A 7,541-nucleotide genomic window follows, 5' to 3' on the forward strand; every position below is an offset into this window, starting at 1 on the left:
AAGCATCTGAGCTACCATATCGTTCTTTAGTCTCTTCAGCATATTTTTCTTGATGCCTTTCTATTTCAGTCATATCAAAACTTTCAAACATTTCCTTTTTACTCATATCTATACCTCCATTAATTGATTCCATAGTTTTATCTACGGACTTAATTATTTCTTCCAACCTTATTTTCTTTTTAACTAATAGCTCCCTATGGAGCTTAAGAGCATGCTCCCTATCAAAATTAGGGCTATCTAGAATTTCTTTAATTTCTTGTAGGTTAAAATCAAGCTCCTTAAAGAATAAGATTTGTTGCAATCTTTCTAGATCTCTATCAGTATAAAGTCTATATCCGGCCGGTGTAATAGACTCAGGTTTTAAAAGACCTATTTCATCATAATGATGAAGGGTACGTACGCTTATTCCTGCTAAGGTGGCAACTTCTTTAACTTTATATGTCATAAAATCCTCTCCTTTGTGCTTTGCTTTCATCCCTGTGAGTTAATAATAAGCTATAACGTTAGGTGAGGGTCAATATGTTATTTATCATTTTTTTAAACATTTTATATGAATTCTAAATAAAATAGGTGAGTATGTGTAATATGGTATAATGAAAGTAATTATTTAAATAAGATTCATCAACTAAGTTTATAATAATAGCTATATGAAACTATGTTAGGGGGGATTAAAACTGGACAAAAAGAATTCTGAAAGATTTTTGAATGCTTTTATAAAGATTGAAAGCAAGTTGAAGGAAATAGTTAGTAATGATACACACAAGGCTTTTTATCAGTTGGTAGATAGGGCGTCAAGTAAAAACTCAAGTGTTGAAAAATATAAAAACACCTTAAAAGAGTATGCAGAGCTACGCAACGCAATTGTTCATAAACGAATTGATGGGGAAGCTATCGCAGAACCCCATACAACTGTAGTGGAAGATTTAGAATTTATGTGCAAAATGATTACAAAACCTCCTATTTTAGAAAATGGTTTTTTGCATAAGGTAGTTAAATGTAGCTCCTACGATAAAATAAGTGTAGCTGCAAGAAAGATATTTAGTAATTCTTTTTCTAAGATTCCAGTTTATGATAACAGGAAATTTATAGGATTACTCACTACGGATATCATGGCTAGATGGATGGCGTACAACTTAGAGAATGGTGTTGAGTTTGATGAACTTGTAGATGTGAGAATGATTTTAGAATTCAGTGAACATAAGGAAAGCTACACATTTATTTCAAAGTCAGCTACAGTGTTTGAGGCTATAAGCATTTTTGATCAATGGTATAAAAAGGGGCTTAGGCTTAATGCTATTATTATTACAGAATCAGGTGAGAAAAATGAACCTCCTTTAGGAATTCTAAGCTTATTTGACTTGCCTAGGTTATATGGAAGTATTTCAAAGTAATTAAAAGTTTAAGGGAAGTATTAATGTGGATCCACAATGAGATATATTGCAAAAATAATTGATATTAGCCTTTCAAGAAGGATTTTTTTTAAAAAATATATATAAAGTAGAACTTATTAAAAGTTCTACTTTTTTAATTATTCTTTCTGAGTATCATTAGCTAAAGGTGAATGCTATTCTCATAGATACCACATAAAATAGGAATAAATTGAATATAAGAAAATGAAATAGATGAATCGAAATATAGCTTCCTCTGGTGGAAGTCCAGTTCAAATGTTGTTTTATGGAGTAATTCCAAGTGTAATGCCTAAGTTCATAACCTATATTCTTTACCGTGGAGAAGTGATTCTCCGTACTACTATTGTGGTTGGTTTTGTAGGTGCAGGGGGACTTGGACAACAGTTCAAATTAAGTATGAGTTATTTTAAATACACGGAAATATCCTTGTTATTACTCTGTTACTTACTTCTTGTACTTCTTGCAGATTTAATGTCGGAGGCATCGAGGAAGTTAAGTGAATAGACAAAAATGTAAATTCTATTAACCTTGATTTTTATCAATACAAATTACGAATTTAACAAAAAGCACATCTAACCTTTGTTGGTAGGATGTGCTTTTTTATATCTTTATTTCTAGGTTGATACTAAATCTAATCTTAAGATAAAGCAAAAAAAGATATATTTAAACTATTATTAATGAATTATTTCAAGATTAAATACTTAGATGCCTTATTATTTAAATTTTTGATAGAACATATTTGTTAATTAAATAACGAAGTTGAGTAAACGTGTTTACAAATTCTAGTTTATGGAATAAAATAAAATTATAAATATTTCAAACATTCAAAATATTACATGGGGGAGTGGGGAAATGAAATTAGAAATTGGAAACTTTTATGTTAAGGACATAGCCTTTGGTGAAAAAACTGAGTTTTTAAATGGGATCTTAACTATCAATAAACAGGAAGCTTTAGATTTCGTTTTAGAAGACAAGCATATTACGGAAGCAGATTTACTTATTGTAAAACCAGGTGATAATGTGCGTCTTGTGCCAGTTAAAGAAGCTATAGAACCAAGAGTGAAATTAAATGGGGACCCATTATTTCCGGGATATACTGGAGATTTAGTTAAGGCTGGCAACGGAAGAACTCATGCGTTAAAGGATTGTAGTTTAATTGTTGTAGGGAAACATTGGGGTGGATTTCAAGATGGACTTATTGATATGAGTGGAGAAGGAGCAAAGTATACTTACTATTCTCAGCTTAAGAACATAGTGCTAGTTGCAGATACAGATGAGGAATTTGAAAAAAGAGAGCAACAGAAAAAGAATAAGGCCTTAAGAGAAGCAGGACATAAACTTGCAGAGTTCATAGGAAGTTGTGTTAAAAATTTAGAACCGGAAGAAATAGAACAGTACCAGTTAGAGCCTGTAATAAAGCGTGATACTACTGTGAATACTCTTCCGAGTATGGTATTTGTTATGCAGCCTCAATCTCAAATGGAGGAGTTAGGGTACAATACGCTTTTATATGGATGGGATATGAATCGTATGCTACCAACATTTATGCATCCAAATGAAGTTTTAGATGGTGCAGTTGTATCAGGGAGTTTTATGCCATGTTCATCTAAATGGGCAACTTATGAATTCCAAAATAATCCTACAATAAAAAGGCTATATAAAGAACATGGAAAGACAATAAACTTTTTAGGTATAGTGATGTCAAACCTTAATGTAGCATTAGACCAAAAAAATCGTGCGGCTCTATTTGTAGCTCAAATTACGAAATCTCTTGGAGCGGATGGTGCTATAGTTGCAGAAGAAGGATATGGTAACCCAGATGCAGATTTTACAGCATGTGTAGTTGCACTTGAAGATGCGGGTGTAAAAGTTGTAGGACTTACTAACGAGTGTACTGGAAGGGATGGAGCATCACAACCATTAGTTTCAATGGATGAAAAGGCTAATGCAATTGTTTCTTGTGGAAATGTTTCAGAAATGATAGAACTTCCAGCTATGGAAATGGTTATAGGCGAGTTAGAGGCTCTTGGTAGAGATGGACTATCTGGTGGATGGGCAAATGATGAGTTGCTTGGACCTTCTGTAAGACCAGACGGATCAATAATTATGGAGAATAATGCAATGTTCTGTGGAGATCAGGTTTGTGGTTGGTCACCAAAAACTATGATTGAATTTTAGTAATGGGAGGGGATAATATGAAAAAGGCAGTATTATATATAAATCAATTCTTTGGACAAATTGGTGGAGAAGATAAAGCAGATTTTGAACCTATTGTAAAAGAAGGAACCATAGGGCCAGCTATAGAATTAAATAATAGCTTAGATGCAGAAGTTACACACACAATAATTTGTGGAGATAATTTCATGGGATCTAACACAAATGAAGCAGTGAAAAGAATAATAAATGAACTTAAAAATATAGAGTTTGATATTTTCTTTGCAGGACCTGCCTTCCAAGCAGGAAGATATGGGGTAGCCTGTGGGGAAATATGTAAGGCTGTTAAAGCTGAGTTTAATGTGCCTGTAATTACGTCTATGCATATAGAAAACCCAGGAGTAGAGATGTTTAAGAAAGACATGTATGTTTTCGTTGGGGGACATAGTGCTGCTAAAATGAGAAGTGATATAAGAGCTATGGCTGCATTTGGAAATAAACTTTTAAAGGGTGAGGAAACTCTTGGAGCGGAAGCTGAAGGATATTATCCAAGAGGTATCAGACATCAAGTATGGAGAAAAGATGGTAAGTGGGGTGCCGACAGAGCTGTAGAAATGCTTATAGAAAAATTAAATGGAAGACCTTTTATCACTGAACTTCCAATTCCAAAAACAGATAAAGTGCCTGTAGCACAACCAATTAAGGCGCTTAAAGAAGCAACTATAGCACTATTGACTACTGGAGGTATAGTACCTGTAGATAATCCCGATAGAATTCAGTCTGCATCAGCTACAAGATGGGGAAGATATAATATTGCTGGAGTAGATGCATTAAAAGGTGGGGTTTATAAAACAATTCACGCTGGATTTGACCCAGCCGCAGCAGATGCTGACCCAAATGTAATAGCGCCAATAGATGCATTAAGAGCTTATGAAAGGGAAGGAAAATTTAAGAAATTACATGATTACTTCTATTCAACAGTAGGTACTGGAACTACTCAAGCGGAAGCTAAAAGAATGGCACAGGAGATTTTAGTTTATCTTCAAAATGAAGGTGTAGATGGAGTTATAATGGTTTCCACGTGAGGAACTTGTACACGTTGCGGTGCAACAATGGTTAAAGAAATTGAGAAGTCTGGCATGCCAATTGTACAAATGGCAAACTTAATTCCAGTTTCAAAAACAGCTGGAGCAAATAAGATTGTCCCAACTATATCCATTCCGTATCCATTAGGAGACCCTGCTACATCAAAGGAAGTACAATGGAATCTTCGTTATCATAGAGTTGGGGTAGCTTTAGATGCTTTAACAGCAGATGTAGAAGAAACTACTGTTTTCAAAGTTAAATTCTAGAGATAGTTTAAGTGGGAAGTTCCCTATGATTTTGGAATTTGAATATATTACTTGATTATAAAGAAAATTTTTGAGTGAATTATGATCTGTTCAAAAGTAGATAATAAAAGTAACTTGTATAATAGTAATATAATGGGGCTGTGCAAAATGAAATCACAGTCCCAATGAACTTACTCATTGATAAATAAATATATTGTTTAAAAGGACTTGAAATAAAATTATCATCAAATTTCAAGGAGGATATTGTTATGGGAAATACGAATTCAAATACGGTTTTGCCGTTAAAACCTAAGGCAAAACAAGAAACAAATCATGTTTTTATTATTTCATTAATTATAACTTTTGCAATAGTATTTTGGGGAATCATAGATAAGAGTGGTTTTGAAAAGATAGCCAAAGGTGCTTTGGCATTTTTGACTGAAAAATTTGGTTGGGCATACTTACTTTCTATGTTTATATTCGTTTTATTTGCATTAATACTAGCCTTTAGTAAGTATGGAAAGATAAAACTTGGAGCGGATGACTCAAAACCAGAGCATAGCACTACTGGTTGGTTTGCAATGCTTTTTGGAGCTGGAATGGGAATTGGATTAGTGTTCTGGGGAATTGCAGAGCCTATATCTCATTTTGTGGCACCTATGGAAGGAATAGAACCAGGAACAGTTGAAGCAGCAAACTTTGCGTTTAAAGCTTCCTTCACTCATTGGGGATTTCACCCTTGGGCAAGTTACAGTATCATAGGGTTAGCTCTAGCATATTTCCAGTTTAGAAAAAATAAACCTGGTTTAATCAGTAGTATATTTATTCCATTACTGGGAGAGGAAAAAGTAAAGGGACCTATAGGGAAAGCTATTGATATACTTGCAGTATTTGCCACAGTTGCTGGAGTTGCAACTTCTTTAGGGCTTGGAACACTGCAAATAAATAGCGGATTAAATTACTTGTTTGGAATTCCTGAGAATGCAATAGTTCAATTAATAATAATATTCGTCATTACAGTGATATTTATTTGGACTGCAGTAAGTGGTATTGAAAAAGGAATTAGTGCAATATCTAATCTTAATTTAATTCTTGCCTTTGGAATATTACTAGTATGCTTATTTATAGGGCCAACTATAAAGATAATAAATACTTTATTAAATGGTACAGGTGCTTACTTAGGAGAATTTATACAAGACAGCTTACAAATTCAGGCCTTCAAAAGCAATAAGTGGTTAATGGACTGGAGAATATTTTACTGGGCATGGTGGATTGCTTGGGCACCTTTTGTAGGAATATTTATCGCTAGAATATCAAAGGGAAGAACCATAAGAGAGTTCATAATTGGAGTTATTGTTGCACCAAGTATTGCTTCATTAATCTGGTTCTCAATTTTTGGAACTCTTGGAGTTGATCTTGGTATTACTGGTAAGGTTACAATGGATGCATTAAAAGCACTAGCAGCGTCTCCGGAAACTGCATTTTTCCAAGTTATAGCTAATTATCCTCTTGGGGGAATAATTTCAGTAATTACAATAGTATTATTAGGGACTTTCTTTATAACATCAGCTAACTCAGCAACTTTTGTGCTTGGTATGTTAACATCTCACGGAGATTTAAATCCATCCAATAAAAAGAAAATATTATGGGGAGTACTTCAAGCATTGCTAGCTACAGTTTTACTGTTAGCCGGTGGATTGGCTTCCTTACAGACAGCATCAGTAGTAGCTGCATTTCCATTCATTGTAGTTATGCTTCTAAGTTGTGTTTCATTATGGAAGGCGCTTAAAGCAGAAAATATAAAATAATAATATCGCTAAAAGAGCCTAGAATTTCTAGGCTCTTTTAAGTTAAAATAATATTAGAGGTGAGAGAAAATGAAAAAGTTAGGTTTTAATTTTAAAGACATAGTGCAAACCTTAGGAATTTTATTAGTTATTTTGGTGCTGAAAACTTTTGTTATAGACAATGCAAAGGTACAGGGTCAATCTATGTATCCTACTTTAAACTCAGGGGAACACAATGACAGGGTAATTATAGAAAAGTATAAGCATTATACTAAGGACTATAAAAGAGGAGATATTATTATTTTAAAGTCAGATAAAATTGATAAGGATATACTTATAAAAAGAATTATTGGGCTACCTGGTGAAACTGTAGAAATAAAGCAAGGAAAAGTATATGTAAATAATGAACTATTAACTGAAGCGTATTTACCTGGGGATATAATTACAAATCCATCAATGAAAGTACACGTTGAAGATGGCCATGTTTTTGTTTTAGGGGATAACAGAGACAATAGTACTGATAGTAGGATGCTTGGAATAATACCAATTGATGATATCATTGGGAAGGCAACTTTTAAATTTAATATACTTGACTTTGATTTTGAAAAACTAAGATAAGAGAAAATCTATTAATAAAGTTTGAAATTGGGGGAAGTTATTCCTAGAGTGGTTAATTTATTCAATTACGGTAAGTAAGATACGTTTTCATATTGAGATATTTTTATAGGGGGAGATAAAATGGAAATCTGGGATATTTTGGATAGACAGGGGGACCTAACTGGAAAAACAATTGTAAGGGGAGAGGAACTAAAAGAAGAAGAGTATCACTTAGTGGTGCATATTTGGATAATGAATTCTAA

Annotated in this window: 7 protein-coding genes; 6 read left to right on the forward strand and 1 reads right to left on the reverse strand. The window is 33.4% G+C overall.

Translation table 11 applies throughout. The features are described from left to right. On the reverse strand, positions 1-445 hold a 445-nt coding region (locus RR409_RS03960), incomplete at its 3' end, for a MerR family transcriptional regulator (protein WP_332556425.1). A gap of 256 nt (positions 446-701) precedes the next feature. Here RR409_RS03960 and RR409_RS03965 point away from each other — a divergent pair. The 6 genes from RR409_RS03965 to lepB all read left to right on the forward strand — a co-directional run bounded on the left by RR409_RS03965 (position 702) and on the right by lepB (position 7,299). Next, complete coding sequence (locus tag RR409_RS03965) at positions 702-1,391, forward strand: CBS domain-containing protein (protein ID WP_332556426.1); 690 nt, start codon at positions 702-704, stop codon at positions 1,389-1,391. A gap of 231 nt (positions 1,392-1,622) precedes the next feature. Then, a complete protein-coding gene (locus RR409_RS03970; protein WP_332556427.1) occupies positions 1,623-1,913 on the forward strand; it encodes an ABC transporter permease subunit in 291 nt (96 codons plus the stop codon). 348 nt (positions 1,914-2,261) lie between these two features. Continuing rightward, on the forward strand, positions 2,262-3,587 hold the full coding sequence (locus RR409_RS03975) for a glycine/sarcosine/betaine reductase component B subunit (RefSeq protein WP_332556428.1): 1,326 nt from the start codon (positions 2,262-2,264) through the stop codon (positions 3,585-3,587). Between the two features lie 17 nt (positions 3,588-3,604). Continuing rightward, positions 3,605-4,915: a betaine reductase selenoprotein B gene (grdH, locus tag RR409_RS03980; RefSeq protein ID WP_332556429.1), complete on the forward strand. Its 1,311-nt coding sequence runs from the start codon at positions 3,605-3,607 to the stop codon at positions 4,913-4,915. Positions 4,916-5,163: 248 nt separating this feature from the next. Further along, positions 5,164-6,702 (forward strand): BCCT family transporter, encoded by a 1,539-nt coding sequence (locus tag RR409_RS03985; protein ID WP_332556430.1) that lies wholly within the window; start codon positions 5,164-5,166, stop codon positions 6,700-6,702. 69 nt (positions 6,703-6,771) lie between these two features. Further along, on the forward strand, positions 6,772-7,299 hold the full coding sequence (gene lepB / locus RR409_RS03990; protein WP_332556431.1) for a signal peptidase I: 528 nt from the start codon (positions 6,772-6,774) through the stop codon (positions 7,297-7,299). Positions 7,300-7,541: the final 242 nt, after the last annotated feature.

This window comes from Clostridium sp. (assembly GCF_036642255.1).
In the GTDB taxonomy this organism is placed as follows: domain Bacteria; phylum Bacillota; class Clostridia; order Clostridiales; family Clostridiaceae; genus Clostridium_J.

Bases quoted from the DNA above. Each gene is read 5' to 3' on its own strand.
- RR409_RS03970 (WP_332556427.1), top strand. From the start codon at position 1,623: ATGAATCGAAATATAGCTTCCTCTGGTGGAAGTCCAGTTCAAATGTTG.
- RR409_RS03975 (WP_332556428.1), top strand. From the start codon at position 2,262: ATGAAATTAGAAATTGGAAACTTTTATGTTAAGGACATAGCCTTTGGT.
- lepB (WP_332556431.1), top strand. From the start codon at position 6,772: ATGAAAAAGTTAGGTTTTAATTTTAAAGACATAGTGCAAACCTTAGGA.
- RR409_RS03985 (WP_332556430.1), top strand. From the start codon at position 5,164: ATGGGAAATACGAATTCAAATACGGTTTTGCCGTTAAAACCTAAGGCA.